Here is an 18451-nt window from a genome sequence, read left to right as displayed (position 1 = left end):
TATTTTATTTAAAAATAAAACTTTTTACCAGATAGATTTTGAAGAAAGTAGGGTAAAAATCAAAGACGTTCACCCTACGCAAGCTAACTCAAGGTCGCTTTTATAAATATAAATGTATAAAAAATATTTGGAAGTTAACACAGAATCTAAAGCCAAATGTATTCATATTTTTTATATCGGGCTAAAGCCCGATCCTATTGATAATGTAATGCTTTCATGATTAAGGATTTTTAACCACCTCAATATTATCCTTTTTATAATTGTATTTAATATAGCTTCCTAAAGCGGTTGATAAAACAGAAAATTCTTCAAGCGATGTAAGCGGAGCATACAATTTAAAAGTACAGATATCTGTTGCAGAAATAAAAGGACTGGCTACTAAATGGCTGTGGGTAGACATTGTTACTGTTCCTCCATTTTCCAAGGCTGTAGAGGTTGGAATAAGTCTTGAGTGAAATTTTTTATGGGAAATAATATTTCCTTTTTTATCCGAAACAAAAAGATAATCATTTCCGAACGGAATTATACCAGACTGGGCAGTACCAGGTATCAAATACACCTTATAGTTTTCATTAAAAGGAATAATAATCATATTAAGACTATATCCCTGTGGTACCGTTACCGCATACTTTGAATCGGATAACTGCGGAATAATGGCAGAACGGATATTTTTTAAAATACTTTCAGTTTCATTAAGTCCTCTTTCTTTAAAATTTTCTTTGACAGGTTTTGTCTGGTTATTTTTGAAAGACAGTTCTGCAATAATCATATTACCTGCTTTATTAAGAAAGGAGGTTTTGATGGTATCGTTTTTCTGGTATGTGATATAGCTTCCTGTATTTTCAGCAAGTCTTTTATTGCTGCCTACAAGATCTCCTGCATGCCATGATGCATTTTCGTAAGAATAGAGTAGGTTTCCTTCAGTTTTGATAGAATCCAGTTTTTGTTTCAGTTCTTTATCCGAAAGGGTAAGGTTTTGTGCAGAAAGAATGATGGACACAAAAAAGAAGAGAAATCCGATAATTTGTTTCATAGGTTATTTTTTTTGCCAAAATACAAAATTCAATAGGAACGGGCTTTAGCCCGTTTAAAAATAATTGTCAACTCAATTGGCTTTAGCCGAAGCTTAATTTTAGGTTTCGGCTAAAGCCAATTTTATTCCTATGGAGCCCGACGCTATTGATGATTTAATTGTTTAATCATAACGAAGAATTAATTATTCGCAGAGAAGAAACTTCCCGCATCATTCTTCCAGCTTCCATCCTATCTAAATTTCTTTTATTTAAAAATCTTCTGAATGACATTTCCAATTTCCACAAAATCCCCGTGATTTCCTACAGAACGTATTTCCGGGCTGTTTTTGTCATACTCCGAGAAAGGGAAGATCAGAAGGTAATTATTGTCTTTCAGATTCCTGTTCAGCAGTTCAGGGATCAGTCTCATTCTTGGAATATATGACTTCATACCGCGCTTGGCCATCAGAATAATCAAGGCTTCATCATCTTTCAGCTGTGCTGCGGTTCTTTCTCCGTCCTGCCATGTGCTCATGATAATGAATTCAGCTTCTATATTGGCTTTCTTTATGATTTTCTGAAGAATATCAATAATGTTTTCAGGAGCATAAAAAACAACTGTAGCACCGGAATTTCTGGCAATGTTCCATACCCTCAGCAATGCATGGAAGAATCCTGCTTCCTGATGAGCATTCTCGGGAATCATCACTGCATATTTCTTAATGGTGGAAAGCGGTTGTGCAGCATGATAAACCAGTACATTCACGTCATCATTCTGAAGATAACCGTTATAAAGATTATATACAAAAGAAGGGGAGAATCCTTTTTCGTCTTCCAATCCGATGATAAGATCTGTAATTTTCTGTTCTTTAATCACATTATTGACCCCGTTGATGACATCATTGTCATATCTTTTTAAAGCCTGCAATTTTACATCTGCCGCTGCGGCTGCATCTGCTGCCTGGTGAAGAAGTTTCTCCGCATTCTTTACAGATGATTCATTTTTGTCTTCATTAATGACATTTAATGCAAAAAGATCTTCTGTATTCGAATGTGCTTTGATCAGAATTCCCAGATTAACCATTCTCTCAACAGTGGCTTCGTGGTTGATGGCTAAGAGAATATTTTCTTCCTCATGGGTATTTCCGGAAACGGTATCTTCGTTATCACTCTCAGCAATTTTCTGGGCACTCGCCATGGAAATAAAAGACGAGATCGTACATGAAATGAGGATAAGAAGAATACTTCCGTTCAGTACGTGTTCATTTAATAATCTTACAGGTTCTCCGGTTTCGGTTTCAGAAAGGATGATGTTATATCCAACCATTACGGAAGCCAGTGTTGCTGCTGCCGAAGCGGAGCTTAATCCAAATATCAGTTTTCCTTCCTCTTTGGTTAGTCTGAATGTTTTCTGAGTGGCAACCGCAGAAAGGTATTTTCCTCCGATAGAGGCAACCAGCATAATTGCGGCAACTTCAAGTGTTTCCCAGCTTTTAAAGAAAACTTTAAAATCAATCAGCATTCCTACACTGATCAAAAAGAACGGGATAAATATGGCATTTCCTACAAACTCAACCCTGTTCATCAAAGAAGAAGTGTGAGGGATAAGTCTGTTTAACGCCAGTCCGGCGAAGAATGCTCCGATGATAGCTTCTACACCAGCCAGTTCAGCAAGCATAGCAGCCAGATAAATCATAACCAGTACAAAGATATACTGCGAAATTTTATCATCCACTCTTTTGAAAAACCATCGTCCTATAATAGGGAATACAATAAGTACAATGAGGGCAAAAACGACAAAAGAGACTGATAATTTAACCCAGAATTCTGTTCCCACGTCGCCCTGAGACATTCCCACAATCACAGCAAGTACCAATAAAGCAAGAATATCTGTGATCATCGTACCACCAACGGTGATGTTAACTGCTTTATTTTTCGCAATTCCCAACTTACTCACCAATGGATAAGCGATAAGCGTGTGAGATGAAAAAAGACTGGCAAACAGAATGGAAGTCAGCATAGAGAAGTGTAAAATATAATATCCTCCCAGATATCCCAGTACAAAAGGAACTGTAAAGGTATAGATACCAAATGTGAGACTTTTCCACTTGTTCTTTTTAAAGTCGCCCATGTCGATCTCAAGACCTGCCAGAAACATAATGTAAAGAAGCCCGGTGGTTCCGGTTACTACAATACTGCTGTCTCTGGATAATACATTGAATCCGTTCGGACCAATAATCGCTCCGGCAATGATAAGTCCCAGGAGATGAGGAACTTTAATTTTATTAAGCAGCAATGGGGCTGCAAGGATGATGACCAGTACCAACAGGAACTTCAGTACCGGATCTTCTATAGGAAGGCTCAGGTTGTGTATACTCAGTAAAATCATAAGTGTTTATTTTGTGGAACGTACTAACTCAACAGAGAACTTGGCGGTACAGCCATCTGATGTGATGGTTCTTGTTCCTTTGATCTTGTTGTCCGAAATATCATTAAGAAGAACGCTCATTTCTACATTCTTTTTGGCTGTAGAATCTGTTTTGAAAGACAGTCTGATCTCATTGTTTTCAAACTTGCCGGTGTAAAGCCTTACCAGATTATTGTTATTGATGATTTTGGTAATAGGCTGGGTAGAATCATTATCAAATTCCCAGATGTCAGTACGCTGGTCGCCTACAGCATACTCGCTGCAGTTGGATTCTGTACAGATTACTTTACCATTCCATGGGCCGGAAATTTCTGTAGGCCATACAGCAGCAATTACTACAGAATCTTTTTTCGCAAAAATACTGTCTCTCATTTTCAGCAGAGACTGATATTCGGATTCTTTTTTTGCGAATATTTTTTCTTTCTCTAATAATTGTTTTTCCCTGTCTGTCAGGTTCTTTTCCTTCTCTTTGTAATCACAGCTTACCAATAGAAAAGAGGCAGCCAGCAATAAAAAAAATGTGTTTTTCAGCATATTGTATCGGTTGGAGTATACAATATAAGAAAAAATGAAAGAAATAGAAAATTCCCATATAACGGATCTGCTTTTAATTCTATTTAATATATTAAAAAACAGCGGGATCTAGGGGTTGAAATAATGAATATTATTTTCTGATTTACGACTCGATTCTTTGTTTTTTAAACATGGCCGGATTGTAATTGATCACAAAAACGCCGACAATAATAAGTACTGCAGCAATGATGAATTTGGCAGAAATTTTTTCATCAAGAATCAGCCAGCTTAAAAAAATGGAGATTACCGTATTGATGTAGGCCAATATGGATACCTGAACAGGTGAAACTTTGGTCAATGCATAATGGAAAGCAAAAAATGCTGCTACAGAGCCAAAACAGGATAAATAAAGCATTGCAGAAATACTTTTCAGGCTCCAGTTTCCGAAGTTGTAGTTTTCTGAAAAAAGAAAGGCAAAAATAATCTGGATAATTCCCGCAAAGGCAAACTGATAAAAGAGGTTCAGTGAGATATTTCCGCTTTGAATGTTCAGTTTTTTGGTAAAAATAGTTCCTGAAGCCCATCCCGCAATGGCAATGAATAAAAATAATATACCCAGCGCATAATCCGGGTTTTTTAGATCATTAATGCCATCCCAGAAAATAAAAAGAATGCCGCTGAAACACAGAATAACTCCTGTAAAAGCCCGCCAGCTGAATTTCTGCAGACCTAAAGCCATACTTCCGAAAAATACCAGAATAGGAGAACAGGCACTTATCAGTGAAGTAAGACTGCTGGTAACTTCCTCTTCCGCTACTGTAGTCATTCCGTTTGCAATCACAAGCATTAATAAAGAGAAGATAAACTGGTATTTCAGGCTTGTCCAGCCTATCCATTTGAATTCTTTTCTATAGGTAAGAATAAGGAACATGATAATCGCTGCAAGAAATTGACGTATTCCTGCGACAAACCAGGCGGGTATTGTTTCTACCGCAACCCTTATCGATAAAAACGTAGTACCCCAGACAATAGCAACGGTACATACAGCCAGTGTAAGTTTATAATCTTTCAATTTAATGTGGTGTAACAACAAATATATCTATTTTCCCAGGAATTGTTATGGATACAGATGTTGTAATTTATAGGAGTACAGATGAAAAATCTGAGCCAAAAAGATCTTTATTTATTCTTTACATTTTAAATGGAAGATCTATTGAAAGATTAAATTATTTTTAGGAATTATAATCATAAATCGTTTCCCGGATTTTTTGTAATTATTCCTCTTTACATTTTTATTTTTTATCTTTGAACATCTAATAAAATTGAAGATGGTAGGAATTATTATGGGCAGTCAGAGTGATCTGCCGATTATGGAACAGGCTGCAAATTTTCTTAAAAGCCTCGATATCCCTTATGAGTTAACAGTAGTTTCAGCGCACAGAACACCGGAAAGAATGTTTGATTATGCAAAAACTGCTCAGGAAAGAGGTCTGAAGGTAATTGTAGCTGGAGCAGGAGGAGCAGCACATCTTCCGGGAATGGTGGCAAGCTGTACTACGCTTCCGGTAATCGGAGTTCCTATTTTGTCCAGTAATTCCATAGACGGATGGGATTCTGTTTTATCTATCCTTCAGATGCCCGGTGGAATTCCGGTGGCTACCGTAGCTTTGAACGGCGCTTTGAATGCAGGGATTTTAGCTGCAAAAATTTTAGGAAGCGGTAATGAAGAAGTCGCTGCAAAACTTCAGAAATACCAGGATTCCTTAAAAGATAAAGTTCTGGGAACTGTGGATGATATTAAAGCACAGCACCCAAATCATTTTGACCAATAATTTATTTCAACTCAAAATAGAAGCCTCACTTTTCAGCGAGGCTTTTTTGTTTTATTTTTTAATGAATTTTGAAGAAATGGTCTGATCTTTCAAAATGAGCTGTAAAATATAATTTCCTTTCGGTAATGATCCTACATTGATCATTTCTTTATTAGGATTTCCTTCCAGTACAAGTCTTCCACTTGTATCAAAAATTCTGTACTTTTTAATGTCACTTAGTCCTTCAATATGAATATCATCCACAGCGGGATTAGGATATAGTGAAAGTTTTTTATTCAGCCTGACTTCTGATGAGGACAGTAAACAGTTTCCTACTGTATCACCAGACATCGTCCATCCTTTGCTGATGAGAATATTTCTTTTATCTGCGGCATTGGAAGCATAAGTCAAAGGGGTTACAATATCTAAATCAACATTATTGGCAGTATCAGGATTATCTGCCCATCCTGCCAGTGTTTTACTGAAATTTTCACAATCCATTCCTGTCTGCATCAAAGCCTGGGCCCCGTTATTAACGCTGGCAAGATTCCAGCTTGCAAGGGAATGATTAAAGTTGGGTGTTTCCTTAAGAATCTGGTCTATTCTGGTAACCTTGGTCATATCCCAGTTTTCAAGGGAATGACTATAGGCCGTGCAGCCATGAATAGCATGGGCCATATTGGTAATTTTAGAAGTGTTCCAATGGTTTAAAGATTGATTGAAAGCAGAATCAAAATGGAACATAAAACGAATGTCTTCAAGGCTTGAGGTATCCCAGTTATCCATTGGTTGATTATAGTTTGGGCAAAGAGCAAACATCCATTTCATATCAGTTACGCTCGAAACGTCCCAGTTGTTTAAGGTCTGGTTAAAATGTGCTCTTCCCGCAAACATAAAACTGAGATCAGTTGCAGAGGACATGTCCCAAGTATTAAAATAAGGAGGATTGAACTGATCAGAAACTGAGCTGATAACGGTGTCAAAGATCAAAGCAAACATAAATCTGAAATGCTTAACCTTAGAAGTATCCCAGTTTTGCATGGAGCTTGCGCCTGTAAAGCTTTTTGTACCATAAAACATATAAGAAGCATCTTCAACATTACTTAGGTCGGGAGTGTCTGTAGCCGTGATCTGAACAAGTTTACATTGGCTGAAGGCATTGTTCATCGATGTCCACACAATGTTTCCCCATTGTTCTATTTCCAGTATCTTATCAGCGCTTCCGTTGACCTGCCAGATCGGGAAAATCTGATCCGGAAGCTGAGTTTCCTGTACATCTCCGAATTTTATTTGTTGAAAAACGCCATTTCCGTTACTTACTTTTACTCTGTACTTGGCATCATTTTTTTCTGCGATCGACGTACCAAAGTCAATAAGAACCTGTTTTGTGGAGGTTACGTCGAGGAGGGAACCGTTGTGTTGGGGATATCCTACTTCTTCCCAATAGATATCGTAGTTTTCACCAATTCCGGGAAACCATATTTGTTGGGAACTTGCCTGATAGGGAGCACTTACAGTGATTGGCTGTGTTATTGTAGAGGCGGGTTTCCAGATCGTGATAAATTCATTCTGGGCTTTCGCTATGAATACCAGTGTAATACAAAAGCTTGCCAAAAAATTTCTGAGTAGCATAGGGAAAAATTTATGGTTATTTTTTAATGAATTTTGAAGAAACCGTTTTTTCTTTCATGACAAGTTGTATCATATAATTTCCTTTTGGCAGAGTACTTACACTGATGATATCATTATTAGGATTTCCTTCTTTTACAAGTCTTCCGCTGGCATCATAAATTTTATATGCCTTAATATCATCTATTCCATCAATGTGAATATCATCCACTGCAGGGTTAGGATAAAGCAGAGGTTTTTTATTCAGCTTTATATCCGATGAAGATAATAAGCAGCTTCCTGGAGTATCACCTACAAATGACCACCCTTTGTTGATCAGAATATCTCTTTTGTCTGATACGTTGGGGGCATATTTTAGTACTGTCAAGGAACCTAATGAGATATTGTTGGCTGTATTGGGATTGTCTGCCCATCCTATGAGTGTTTTGCTGTAATTTTCACAATTAAGTCCTGACAGTGTTAAGGAGCCTGCACCATTAATAAGTGAAACCAGGTTCCAGTTTCCTAATGGCTGATTGTAATTCGTTGCACCATTCAGTATATCATCGATTCTCTTTACTTTGGTCATGTCCCAATTTTCTAAAGACTGATTAAAGGATGTACAGCCATGGAATATATGAGCCATATTGGTAACTTTTGAAGTATTCCAGTTTAAAGGCTGATTGAAGACAGGAATCATGTGAAGCATAAAGTGCATATCTTCAAGGCTTGAGGTATCCCAGTTATCCAGACGTTGATTAAAACTTAAACACTGCCCGAACATCCAGCTCATATCGGTCACCTTGGAAACGTCCCAGCTATTAAGAGACTGGTTAAAAACTTTTCTGTTTCCAAACATATAGCTGAGGTTGGTAGCAGAAGACATATTCCAGCTGTCAAGATAAGGCGGGTTGAATTGCTCTGTCAGCCCGGCTGCTGGGGGCGTATCAAATAAAAGTGAAAACATAAAGCTGAAATTCTTAATTTTCGATGTATCCCAGTTTTGCATAGAACTGGCACCCTTAAAGCTGGTTGTGCCATAAAACATGAAAGAGGCATCCTCTACATTATTAAGATTGGGAGTATCTGTTGCTGTAAGCTGCATAAGCCTGCACAGACTGAAGGCTCCGTTCATCGTAGTCCATGAAATATTACCCCATTGCTCTATTTCTAATATTTTATCTGAACTTCCGTTGATCTGCCAGATAGGAATAATTTGCTCAGGACCAGGAAATAATTGAGCAGTTCCGAATTTTATCTGCCTGAACATTCCGTTACCATTCGTAACTTTCACTCTGTATTTTGCATCATTTTTTTCTGCGATCGACGTACCGAAGTCTATAAGAACCTGTTTTGTGGAAGTTACATCGAGAAGAGAACCATTGTGTTGCGGATAGCCCACTTCCTCCCAATAAATATCATAATTTTCGCCAATCCCGGGAAACCATATCTGTTGTGTGGTTGCCTGGTACGGAGCGTCTACATTTACCGCCGGTAATACAGTAGAGGCCGGCTTCCAGATAGTGATAAATTCATTTTGTGCCTTCGCCAGAAATAGTAACAAAAGAAAAATGAGTGTTGGAATTTTCTTTAGAATCATGGTTATCGTTTTATGATTAGTTTATTGTTTGATGAACGGAAGTGAATGAATTGTATCCTTTGTCAAAATTTGTAGAATATAATTTCCTGGAGTCAAAAGTCCGATGGCAATCTTTTCATGTTCAAGATTGTCTTTGGCGACAGTTCTTCCGCTCATATCAGTAATGCTATAACTTACCGGATGCTGAATATTTTTAAGATAAATCACATCCTTTGCAGGATTTGGGTAAATAGCAGGTTTATTACTGATCTCCTTTTCAGACGTTGAAAGTGTCTGGTTGCAGAGTCCGTTGTAAGCATCACCTGATATAATCCAGCCTTTAGAATTAATTAAATAATTTCTGGCAGTAACGGCATCGGCATGAGAATAGATTAATGGCGAAGCACTGGATAAGTTAATATTACTGGGTGTTGATGAACTCTGGCTCCACCCAAAAAGTGTTTTATCATAATTCACACAGCTCATTTCAGAATTGAGAAACATTCCGGTAGCAGTTGTTAATGAACTTAAATTCCATCTTCCGATATTTTGATTAAAAGCAGTGCCAGAGAACATTTCACTCATATCAGTAACATTGGAGGTATTCCAGTTTTGAAGGTCCTGATTAAAATTTTCAGAATCATGAAACATATGTTTCATGGTGGTCACCTTGGCTGTGTTCCACTTACTCAAAGATTGGTTGAATCCGGTATAGTCAAACATATATGACATATCCGTAACATTCGAAGTATCCCAGTTTCCCAGTGGCTGGTTGAAGAGATAATTGTCACCAAACATATAATACATATCTGTGATGGTAGAGGTGTTCCACGTATCAAAAGAAGGATTGCCGATGAGTGACATACACAAATAAAACATCTGACGCATACTGGTGGCCATGCTGAGGTCCGGTGCATCAGTAGCTGTAACATCCATGTTGTCGCAGTATACAAAAGCATTGTCAAAGCTTTTCCATTTTATATTTCCCCACTGGGCAATCTGGGTTATTTTTGAGCGGTCTGGAGCATTGTAAGTGGGAGTTAATGTATTGTCGAAGAATCTTACCTGGTCAAAACTTCCAGTGCCGTCACTGATTTTAATTCTGTAACTCGCTTGAGATGATACCGGATTAAAAGGTACACCCAAGTTGATTATAAATTCGGTAGTGGAAGTTACATTACTCATTGTACCATTATGCTGAGGATATCCTACTTCTTCCCAATATACTTTGAAATTGGTTCCTCTGCCGGGAAATTTAATGAGTTGTGAGTTTTGCGTTTTCCAGATCGTTATAAACTCATTTTGTGCTTTTGAAAGTTGAAATGCTGCTATAAACAGAGCAGAAATTATTAGTTTTTTGTACATGTCATTAGTTTGTGAAATAAGCACTGCTAAAATAACAAAAAACTTAATATATTTTTAACTTAAATGTAAAGTTTATAGTAATTTATAAATTTCAATGAAATTATTTAAATAAAAAACTCTCCGTTTTGGAGAGTTTGCTTTATTCCTGAATCATATTATCACGGGTGTTTTTCTGCACTGCGATGGCTCCGAAGAGAGCCAGTAAAAAGGCAAAGGCATAAAAACCTTTTTCACTTGGAAGGATGGTGGCATTCCAAAGTCCGATGGCCAGTAGTACAATCGATGATAATGTTGCAAACCAGCAGATTCCATAATAAATATCGGTCACCTGAATGTTTTCTAATCTGTCACGTACTGCTTTCTGTAACGAAACCACAGCAAATAAGCCATAAAGAAGGATGGTAAAATAATATCCTTTCTCATTCAGCAGCATTTCTGCTCTTGCAAGACCGACAATAAAGCCTATCATTCCTGCTCCCAATGCTACCCACGACGCAGCCACAAATGCATTCGATACTCTTTGTTTTTTCATAGTTTAATGTTTTGTTTAAGAGGGCTAAGATATTCATTTTTTATAAATAGAGCTCTGACAAAGGGAAAATATGGGAAAAATATTGAATAGAATGATGAAGTAGTTTTATGGTTCGGCTAAAGCTGCTCCTATTGAATAGTATAAATCTATCTATGATTTATCATTCATCATTTATATTTTGCTAGCCCCGATAGCAGCGGTTACCCCGGAACTTGCGCTGTGGCCCTTCGGCATCGCTTAGGTTGAAGGTGCTGGCGTGAGGAGTATGAGCGGATAGCGGGAATCAGCTGATAAAAAAACTCTCCAAAATGGAGAGCTTTATTTTATTGAGTGATATATTCGTAAGTATACTTCGCTGAAAGATTTCCGTTGGTTTCTTTTGAAATCACCTCAGTAGGATAACCAGCGCTGTTGTATTGAATGGTGGAAGTTCTGGTTTGATTTTGGATCCAGACTCCATTACTTTTATAGCTGATTTTTTCCGTCAGATAATTGTTTTGACTTACAGCATAGGCTCTTCCCATCATAATTTTTAAGTATTTGTTAATATTGATGTATGGGCTCTGTTTATCATCATAAGAGTAAACAATTTTTGTGCTGTAGCTGGATCCTCCACCTTCTGAAATTTCTGTTGAAATATTGTTTCCTTCATAAGTAAAAGTATCTACAATGGGATTGGAACAGGCTGGTGACTGACAAAGAGAGGAAGAAATCATTTGCCCGTTGGTATTATAATTATAAGTAATGGTTCTGTTATAATCCGGATTATTCGTGTAGATTGCCTTAACTGATGTAAGCAGATCACCATTGTAAGTATATGCTGAATAATAGTCTACCGTACCATCTGGTTTATAATATGTAGTTTTAGTTGGTTTTCCGTTACTGTATTCAAACTTGGAAGTTCCTAAAGCTGACGATGTTTTGATAAGTTCACCCTGATTATTGTATTCCAGAGTTTGTATGCTTGTCTGCGGCTGCGATGGATTGTCATAATAAACTATTGTGACTTTGCTTAATAATACTTTAGAAGAGGTATTGTTTCCCTCACTATCATCATTACTGCTGCAGCTGTTAAAGAAAATTACGGAGCCCGCGAGCCCCAGAAATAAGAATTTTTTCATGTTATTTTTTTAGGCGACAAAAATAAGAAATGCTTTATATGCTGCATAAAAAAATCCCACTATCTTACCAATAGTGGGATCATATCATGTTTTGTTAAGATCTTAGTATCTGTAGTACTCAGGCTTGAATGGCCCTTTTACGTCTACACCGATATATTCAGCCTGCTCAGGAGAAAGAGTTTCAAGCTCCACACTTAATTTCTTAAGGTGTAAAGCAGCTACTTTTTCATCCAGGTGCTTAGGAAGCATGTATACTTCGTTTTTGTAAGCTGCAGAGTTATTCCATAGTTCGATCTGAGCTAACGTCTGGTTAGAGAAAGAGTTAGACATTACGAAACTTGGATGGCCTGTAGCACATCCTAAGTTAACCAATCTACCTTCTGCAAGGATGATTACTTCTTTTCCTTCGATTGTATAGATATCCACCTGAGGCTTCACTTCAGATTTAGTATGACCATAGTTTTTGTTCAACCATGCCATATCGATTTCATTATCGAAGTGACCGATATTACAAACGATCGCTTTATCTTTCATTTTAAGGAAATGCTCTCCTCTTACGATATTGAAGTTACCTGTTGTAGTGATGATGATATCAGCATTATCTACCACAGTATCTAATCTTTTTACTTCGTAACCGTCCATAGCAGCCTGAAGTGCACAGATCGGGTCAATTTCCGTAACAGTAACGATAGAACCAGCACCTCTGAATGAAGCAGCAGTACCTTTACCTACGTCTCCGTATCCGCAAACTACCACTCTTTTTCCAGCAAGCATTACGTCTGTAGCTCTTCTTACTGCATCTACAGCAGATTCTTTACATCCGTATTTGTTGTCGAATTTAGATTTAGTAACCGAATCATTTACGTTGATGGCAGGCATTACTAAAGTTCCGTTCTTCATTCTTTCGTAAAGTCTGTGAACACCGGTAGTGGTTTCTTCAGAAAGACCTTTGATATCCTTTGTGAACTCAGGGTATTTATCAAAAACCATGTTTGTTAAATCTCCACCATCATCCAAAATCATGTTTAATGGCTTTCTTTCTTCACCGAAGAATAAAGTCTGCTCAATACACCAGTCAAATTCCTCTTCATTTAATCCTTTCCACGCATACACCGGAATTCCAGCAGCAGCAATAGCAGCAGCAGCGTGATCCTGTGTAGAGAAAATATTACAAGATGACCATGTAACTTCAGCTCCTAAAGCTACAAGAGTCTCGATAAGCACAGCCGTTTGGATAGTCATGTGAAGACATCCTGCGATTCTTGCTCCTTTCAGTGGCTGAGATGGTCCGTATTCTTCACGGATAGCCATCAGACCTGGCATTTCTGCTTCTGCAAGGGTAATTTCTTTTCTACCCCATTCTGCAAGGGAGATATCCTTAACTTTATAAGGAACGTATTGTGTTGTAGTACTCATATGTAATGAATAGTTTTTAAAATTCAATTGATAACGAAAGGCAAAATTACGATTTATAATTAAGATATAAAAACGGCAAACCAAGTTCGGTTTTATGAGATTAAACATGGATTAATGTTATTTAGTCTTAATATAAATAACTAATTTTATCTGATAAACAAATATATTATGAACCAAACCCATACAGAAAAGAAAATAAAACCTGTTGCTCCCAAAGTACAGGAACTGATCAATGCTTCAAAAAGTGTAATTCTTGCTACTGTTGATGCTGAAGGAAATCCTAATTCAAGCTATGCACCTTTTGTACAGGTTGATCAGACATTCTATATTCTGGTATCTTTCATGGCAAAACATACTAAAAACCTTGCAGACGGAAGAAAAACATCCATTATGTTTATTGAAGACGAATCGGCAACCAAGCAGATCTATGCGCGCGAACGTTTAACACTTGAAGCAGCTACTTCTCAGATTGAAAGAGATTCTGAAGTATGGAATGCTGTTGTTGGGAAACTTAGAGAAACTCACGGCAAAGTTGTAGAGGTAATTTCCGAAATGGGAGATTTTATTTTAATTGCACTGCAACCTGTAAAAGGCTCTTATGTAAATGGTTTCGGAAGTGCTTATTTTGTAAATTCAAAACTTGAAATTATAGAGCACAGAAATGATGTGAATCATCAGTCTAAATAATTAGCTGGAAGATGGAAGAATGATGCTGGAAGTTATAAAGATTAAGGAAACAAAGAGTTTGTTTTTTCCTCAACGGAAAATGATTTTTATGACGAATAGTAACTTCCATCTTCCAGCGTCCCTCTTCCATTCCTTTCAACTTCCGCATCTTTTCACTATTTTTGTCCAATAAAAAAAGAATGCCCCTCTACAGAGATTTTTCAGATGACAATGCCACCATTCTGGTTTGGAAGTATGATGAAAGTGAAGAACTTGATATCAATGAACTTCTTGAACCTGAAAATGCGGAAAAAGTAAAAGATTATCATCCTAAAAAATTGCTGGAAGTTCTGATGGTGCGCAAGCTTCTGAAAGGATTAAAACCCAATTCTAAAATTTTATATAAAGAAAGAGAGCCTTTTCTTTCTCCCTACGATGCGGAAATATCTATTACGCACTCTTTTCCTTTTGCGGCGATTGCTGTTTCTAAAAATAAAATAGGAATTGATATTGAGAAATTCAATCCTAAGATTTTAAGAGTGATTGATAAATTTACCTATGAAAATGAGCGTGGATTTATTCCGGAAGACAAAGCGGATACTTTCTATACCATTATATGGAGTGTAAAAGAGAGTATGTACAAAATTCATCACTCAAAATATTGGTCTTTAAAAAAGAATTATGAAGTAAAGCCTTTTGAGCTAAAGCACCTTCATAAAATCAGTTGCCGTGTTTACGACGATCAGTTTTCAGATGAATTCAAAGCCAGGGTAGAATTCTTTGACGATTACTGCTTTACGATTGTGGAGGAGTAGGCTCAGTTTCGTTTTTATATTTTTCGATCACTTTTCTCTGCTCTTTTGCGACATCATAGATCAGCTCCAGAATATCGTGGATATTTTTAAGCTCGGTTAAATGTGAGATTTTATCAGGATCTCTTCGGTCAACAATTTCATTTTCTTCAATCTCTGTTTTTCTTTTCAGGAGCATGTCTTCAATGGAGGAATCTTCCGGCTCAAGGCGGCTTTCCATTTTCAGGGTTTCGTTAATATCATTTCCGTTGAGAAGGGTAGAGGTTTGCTGCATTTCGGCCTCAATCTTTCTGCTCCAGCTTTCAGCATCTATTTCAGGATACTGCTCATTACTTTTTGCATATTGGGATAGGGAAGCAGTATAGGCAGTAATCAGGTGAGACGTTGCCACAAACTGGTGGACCACTTCCAGTTTTTTCTGCTGATTTTTAGGATCAGAAATCATTCTCTGAAAATTATCGGAAAGGTTAGCCAAAGAAATGATGGCATTTTTTCGCTTTACCTTATAATCTTCAAGATCAAAATTTCCCTGTAAGAATTTGGAAATCACACTCTGGAAGTAGATAAGGTTGTCCGCGGCAGATTTCTTCATCAGATCCAGATTTTGCGTATGTTCCCAAACCGGCAGTACAATATATGACACGGCAAAGGCAATGATCCCGGCAATAGCAGTATCCAGGATTCTGTCTTTAAAAATAACATTGACTTTCCCCGGGTTTAAGAAATTAAAGCTTAGGAATACATAGATTGTCATAAATAATACCGCCCAGAAATATCTTCCTTTCAGAAAGCTGAAACACATGATCATGCTGATCAGAAGGATCGTAAATAAAACGCCGTTAATATGAACAAAATGGAGAATGGCATAGGCTATACTTGCCCCTGCAATGGTTCCATAGAGACGCAGCAGGTTTCTCTGCTTTGTAATAGAGTAGGCCGGTTTTAAAATGGCTGTAATGGTAATTAAGATCCAATACGTGTGTCCCAGTCCCAGAAAATCAAACATAGAAAAAACGTATCCCAGCAGTAAAGCCGTTGTAATTCTTATGGCATGACGGAAATGGGAAGATGATAATGAAATATTATTTCTCAGAACCTTAGCATTCAGTTTAGGTTCATTGGGCATAAATTTCTTAAGATCCAACCCTGTAGATAAACTTTTCGCCAGTTTGATATCCTGTGAAAATACTTTATAGATCTCGTTGATTTCTTTCGTGATTTCATAGATACGCATCAGGATCTGGCGAAGGATCATGAAATTTTCCAGATTGTCGGGAGAAAGCTGTTTATTTCTGAGTTCGAAATAATTATAATTTAAGTTTTTTAATTCCTCTTCCAGATTAAACATCGGCTTGGCTCTGGTACCACTTTGCAGGGCGATTCCGATATTGGTGATCTCTTCCGCCAGAAGGTTCAGATAATCATGGATATTCACCAGGATCATACTGTCTTCGAAACTCTGCTGTAACTTTTGATAGTCACTTTCCGAGGTCATCAGTTTTTCATGAAGGTCCATTGAATTAAGAAACATCAGCATTAATAAGCGGCTGGTGGTCGTAGATTCATTGACAATAGTTCTGGTTTTGAAAACTGTTTCTCTGGTATCTTCCTGAAGGTTTTTTATTTCAATCTGCTTGGCAATAACCTGAGTGGTCAGCTTATTAAAATCCGGATTCTTCTGATAATAATTAGCTTTGATCTTTAAAAACTCAGCCAGCTGAAGATAGTTTTCGCCAATCATCTGGCTTGCCAGTTTATAAGGACGGATGGTAGTTACAATAAGGAATATCAACAGAAACCATATACAGCCGGAAGCAAATATCAGCAGACTTTTAAAAATATTGCTTCCCGTAAGATGCCCGTCAATAAAGATAGCGAGTACCACAAGGGATAATGAGCCTACAGCAGCTAATCTCTGGCCATAAACGCCGATCAGGGAGAAAAACATCCCGAAGACAATGACTTCCAGAATGACCAGCACTTTAATATTCATCACAAGACTGGCAATAAGTGCTACAAAGACAAAACAGCAGATCGCAAAAGTAAGGGCATTTCTTCTTCGGATAAAAGGTCCGGGTTGGTCGGTAAGCGCTACAAAGCTGGTTCCTAGTGGGAAAAGGAAGTATTCTTTCAAAATCCCGAAGTGGGCGAGGACTAAACAAGGCAGAACAGTAGCTAATGTAATTCTGATCGCAGAATATACATACTGACTGGTTACAAATTTTTTTAGTTCCGCCGAATAGTTCATATTACAAAAATAGCTATTGAATTTAAGAAAATCGCCATAAATAAGAGACTTTTATTAACTTAAATATTATATTTTTTTTAATTAAGCTGTAGTATTATTTAAAATAAATTGACAGATGAAACATATGAATGATTCGCCACTTACAATTCGTTATTTTTTAACACAACAGCTAACAAATCCTGTTCCACGAATTCCTATCTTAGCTTATCTCAAGCGTAAATTATCATTTTATGAATTTCATCAGTAAAAATATAGTGGCCATTTTGTTTTCTATGATCATGTTAAGCTGTAGCTCACAGAGCAAAAACAGTTGTAAAGCAAAGAAAATATATGAATCAAAAACCCTGATCATTACTCAGATTTCAGAGAATTGTTTTATTCATACCTCCTTTAAACAGACCAATGATTTCGGGAATGTACCCTGTAATGGATTGATTGTAAAAGATCATCACGAAACCGTTGTTTTTGATACACCTACCAATGATAAAAGTTCAGAAGAGCTGATACAATGGATTAATGAAAAGCTTGATTCGAAAATTAAGGCCATTATTCCAACCCATTTTCATGATGATAGCTTAGGAGGATTAATGGCTTTCCATAAAAAGAATATTCCCTCTTATGCATATGCTAAAACCATCGAATTAGCAAAAGAAAATAATTTTGTTATTCCTGAAAACAGTTTTAATGATTCTGTTATTTTAAAAGTCGGGGATAAAGATGTCATTGCAAAATTTTTTGGTGAAGGGCATACAAAAGACAATGCTGTGGGATATTTTCCAAACGAGAATATTTTATTTGGAGGCTGTTTATTAAAAGAGCTTGAGGCGGGGAAAGGGTATCTGGGAGATGCCAATCTTCCTGCCTGGTCCAATACCGTTGAAAAAGTAAAAAAAGAATATCCCGATGTGAAAATTGTTGTTCCCGGACATGGCGACTACGGTGATGGAAAACTTCTTGACTATACGATTACATTATTTAAAGGTCAATAGTGAATTTTTGCTTCGCAAAGTGAATGGTGAATGCTTGCAGTATAAAACAATTGACAAGCGAAACGGATTGACGATTGACTATTCACCAATCAATAGTGAATCTTTGCTTCGCAAAGTGAATGGTGAATGCTTGCAGTATAAAAAAATTGACAAGCGAAGCGGATTGACGATTGACTATTCACGAATCAATAGTGAACTTTTGCTTCGCAAAGTGAATGGTGAATGCTTGCAGCATAAAACAATTGACAAGCGAAACGGATTGACGATTGACTATTCACGAATCAATAGTGAACTTTTGCTTCGCAAAGTGAATGGTGAATGCTTGCAGCATAAAACAATTGACAAGCGAA

The 18451-nt window shown here is 37.2% G+C and carries 16 protein-coding genes; 5 read left to right on the top strand and 11 right to left on the bottom strand.

Annotation, left to right across the window (positions count from 1 at the left end; genetic code table 11):
• Positions 1-220: 220 nt before the first annotated feature.
• The 4 genes from DEU40_RS21725 to DEU40_RS21710 all read right to left on the bottom strand — a co-directional run bounded on the left by DEU40_RS21725 (position 221) and on the right by DEU40_RS21710 (position 5026).
• Positions 221-1033, bottom strand: a complete 813-nt coding sequence (locus DEU40_RS21725; protein WP_110011786.1) for a hypothetical protein — start codon at positions 1031-1033, stop codon at positions 221-223.
• A 245-nt stretch (positions 1034-1278) separates the two neighbouring features.
• Positions 1279-3402, bottom strand: coding sequence for a cation:proton antiporter (locus DEU40_RS21720; protein WP_110011785.1), 2124 nt, complete (start codon positions 3400-3402; stop codon positions 1279-1281).
• 6 nt (positions 3403-3408) lie between these two features.
• Entirely contained in the window at positions 3409-3975 is a 567-nt protein-coding gene (locus DEU40_RS21715; protein WP_110011784.1) for a hypothetical protein, read from the bottom strand.
• A 142-nt stretch (positions 3976-4117) separates the two neighbouring features.
• A complete protein-coding gene (locus DEU40_RS21710) occupies positions 4118-5026 on the bottom strand; it encodes a DMT family transporter (protein ID WP_110011783.1) in 909 nt (302 codons plus the stop codon).
• Positions 5027-5282: 256 nt separating this feature from the next.
• On the opposite strand from DEU40_RS21710, the gene purE reads away from it, so the two are divergent.
• Positions 5283-5786, top strand: a complete 504-nt coding sequence (gene purE / locus DEU40_RS21705; protein ID WP_110011782.1) for a 5-(carboxyamino)imidazole ribonucleotide mutase — start codon at positions 5283-5285, stop codon at positions 5784-5786.
• Between the two features lie 51 nt (positions 5787-5837).
• Here purE and DEU40_RS21700 read toward each other — a convergent pair whose 3' ends face one another.
• The 6 genes from DEU40_RS21700 to ahcY all read right to left on the bottom strand — a co-directional run bounded on the left by DEU40_RS21700 (position 5838) and on the right by ahcY (position 13386).
• Positions 5838-7397: a BspA family leucine-rich repeat surface protein gene (locus DEU40_RS21700; protein WP_110011781.1), complete on the bottom strand. Its 1560-nt coding sequence runs from the start codon at positions 7395-7397 to the stop codon at positions 5838-5840.
• Between the two features lie 16 nt (positions 7398-7413).
• A complete protein-coding gene (locus DEU40_RS21695; protein ID WP_110011780.1) occupies positions 7414-8973 on the bottom strand; it encodes a BspA family leucine-rich repeat surface protein in 1560 nt (519 codons plus the stop codon).
• A gap of 21 nt (positions 8974-8994) precedes the next feature.
• Entirely contained in the window at positions 8995-10317 is a 1323-nt protein-coding gene (locus tag DEU40_RS21690) for a BspA family leucine-rich repeat surface protein (protein WP_110011779.1), read from the bottom strand.
• A gap of 139 nt (positions 10318-10456) precedes the next feature.
• Positions 10457-10849, bottom strand: a complete 393-nt coding sequence (yiaA, locus tag DEU40_RS21685; protein ID WP_089790546.1) for an inner membrane protein YiaA — start codon at positions 10847-10849, stop codon at positions 10457-10459.
• A 323-nt stretch (positions 10850-11172) separates the two neighbouring features.
• Positions 11173-11970, bottom strand: coding sequence for a hypothetical protein (locus DEU40_RS21680; protein WP_110011778.1), 798 nt, complete (start codon positions 11968-11970; stop codon positions 11173-11175).
• Between the two features lie 102 nt (positions 11971-12072).
• Positions 12073-13386, bottom strand: coding sequence for an adenosylhomocysteinase (gene ahcY / locus DEU40_RS21675; RefSeq protein WP_110011777.1), 1314 nt, complete (start codon positions 13384-13386; stop codon positions 12073-12075).
• Positions 13387-13554: 168 nt separating this feature from the next.
• On the opposite strand from ahcY, the gene DEU40_RS21670 reads away from it, so the two are divergent.
• Together DEU40_RS21670 and DEU40_RS21665 are read left to right on the top strand one after the other, a co-directional pair.
• Complete coding sequence (locus DEU40_RS21670) at positions 13555-14073, top strand: pyridoxamine 5'-phosphate oxidase family protein (RefSeq protein WP_110011776.1); 519 nt, start codon at positions 13555-13557, stop codon at positions 14071-14073.
• A 179-nt stretch (positions 14074-14252) separates the two neighbouring features.
• A complete protein-coding gene (locus DEU40_RS21665) occupies positions 14253-14867 on the top strand; it encodes a 4'-phosphopantetheinyl transferase family protein (protein ID WP_110011775.1) in 615 nt (204 codons plus the stop codon).
• Here the strand turns inward: DEU40_RS21665 and DEU40_RS21660 are convergent.
• A complete protein-coding gene (locus DEU40_RS21660; RefSeq protein ID WP_110011774.1) occupies positions 14848-17112 on the bottom strand; it encodes an FUSC family protein in 2265 nt (754 codons plus the stop codon). The genes DEU40_RS21665 and DEU40_RS21660 overlap by 20 nt on opposite strands.
• Positions 17113-17342: 230 nt before the next feature.
• Between DEU40_RS21660 and blaCHM the strand changes: the two genes are divergently transcribed.
• Together blaCHM and DEU40_RS21650 are read left to right on the top strand one after the other, a co-directional pair.
• Positions 17343-18101 carry a CHM family subclass B1 metallo-beta-lactamase gene (gene blaCHM, locus DEU40_RS21655; protein ID WP_110011773.1) on the top strand — a complete coding sequence of 253 codons (759 nt, stop codon included), beginning with the start codon at positions 17343-17345 and terminating at the stop codon, positions 18099-18101.
• Positions 18102-18135: 34 nt separating this feature from the next.
• Positions 18136-18451 (top strand): hypothetical protein (locus tag DEU40_RS21650; protein ID WP_146207896.1); only part of this gene is annotated, 316 nt, incomplete at its 3' end.

Source organism: Chryseobacterium sp. AG844 (assembly GCF_003182335.1).
In the GTDB taxonomy this organism is placed as follows: domain Bacteria; phylum Bacteroidota; class Bacteroidia; order Flavobacteriales; family Weeksellaceae; genus Chryseobacterium; species Chryseobacterium cupriresistens.
The sequence above is the reverse complement of the archived record's forward strand: the minus strand, read 5'-3'. Positions and strand labels throughout refer to the sequence as shown.

Coding starts and splice junctions, on each gene's coding strand:
- DEU40_RS21725 (WP_110011786.1), bottom strand. CDS start 1,033: ATGAAACAAATTATCGGATTTCTCTTCTTTTTTGTGTCCATCATTCTT.
- DEU40_RS21660 (WP_110011774.1), bottom strand. CDS start 17,112: ATGAACTATTCGGCGGAACTAAAAAAATTTGTAACCAGTCAGTATGTA.
- DEU40_RS21665 (WP_110011775.1), top strand. CDS start 14,253: ATGCCCCTCTACAGAGATTTTTCAGATGACAATGCCACCATTCTGGTT.
- purE (WP_110011782.1), top strand. CDS start 5,283: ATGGTAGGAATTATTATGGGCAGTCAGAGTGATCTGCCGATTATGGAA.
- DEU40_RS21695 (WP_110011780.1), bottom strand. CDS start 8,973: ATGATTCTAAAGAAAATTCCAACACTCATTTTTCTTTTGTTACTATTT.
- DEU40_RS21715 (WP_110011784.1), bottom strand. CDS start 3,975: ATGCTGAAAAACACATTTTTTTTATTGCTGGCTGCCTCTTTTCTATTG.
- DEU40_RS21700 (WP_110011781.1), bottom strand. CDS start 7,397: ATGCTACTCAGAAATTTTTTGGCAAGCTTTTGTATTACACTGGTATTC.
- DEU40_RS21680 (WP_110011778.1), bottom strand. CDS start 11,970: ATGAAAAAATTCTTATTTCTGGGGCTCGCGGGCTCCGTAATTTTCTTT.
- DEU40_RS21670 (WP_110011776.1), top strand. CDS start 13,555: ATGAACCAAACCCATACAGAAAAGAAAATAAAACCTGTTGCTCCCAAA.
- yiaA (WP_089790546.1), bottom strand. CDS start 10,849: ATGAAAAAACAAAGAGTATCGAATGCATTTGTGGCTGCGTCGTGGGTA.
- DEU40_RS21720 (WP_110011785.1), bottom strand. CDS start 3,402: ATGATTTTACTGAGTATACACAACCTGAGCCTTCCTATAGAAGATCCG.
- DEU40_RS21690 (WP_110011779.1), bottom strand. CDS start 10,317: ATGTACAAAAAACTAATAATTTCTGCTCTGTTTATAGCAGCATTTCAA.
- blaCHM (WP_110011773.1), top strand. CDS start 17,343: ATGAATTTCATCAGTAAAAATATAGTGGCCATTTTGTTTTCTATGATC.
- ahcY (WP_110011777.1), bottom strand. CDS start 13,386: ATGAGTACTACAACACAATACGTTCCTTATAAAGTTAAGGATATCTCC.